Origin of the sequence: Streptomyces sp. AC555_RSS877, from assembly GCF_019049245.1 — a bacterium.
GTDB lineage: Bacteria > Actinomycetota > Actinomycetes > Streptomycetales > Streptomycetaceae > Streptomyces.
The window spans coordinates 1-344 of the sequence record NZ_JAGMUK010000160.1; the positions used below are offsets into that span (position 1 = coordinate 1).

At 72.4% G+C, this 344-nt stretch carries 1 protein-coding gene; it reads right to left on the reverse strand.

Going from position 1 to position 344, the window contains the following annotated elements:
* Window positions 1-321, reverse strand: a 321-nt coding sequence (locus tag KUM49_RS38035; RefSeq protein ID WP_374200254.1) for a tetratricopeptide repeat protein, incomplete at its 3' end; no start/stop codon positions are given.
* Window positions 322-344 lie beyond the last annotated feature (23 nt).

The following is a 344-nucleotide window of genomic DNA, read 5'->3' on the forward strand; positions in this document are numbered from 1 at the left end:
CGCCTCGCCGCGGAAGCGAGCAGCCCAATACCGCGTGTCGAGGGTGTTCGGGTGGTCGGCGCCCAGCACGCGGGTCTGGTCCTTGAGGAGTTCGGCGAAGGCGGTGGCGGCGCTGGCCGGGTCTCCCGCCTCGCCGCGGAAGTGAGCAGCCCAAGACCGTGTGTCGAGGGTGTCCGGGTGGTCGGCCCCTCGCACGCGGGTCTCGTCCTTGAGGAGTTCGGCGAAGGCGGTGGCGGCGCCAGCCACGTCTCCCGCCTCGCCGCGGAAGCGAGCAGCCTGATGCCGCGTGGAGAGGGTCTCCGGGTCGTCGGCCCCTCGCACGCGGACGTCGTCCTTGACGAGTT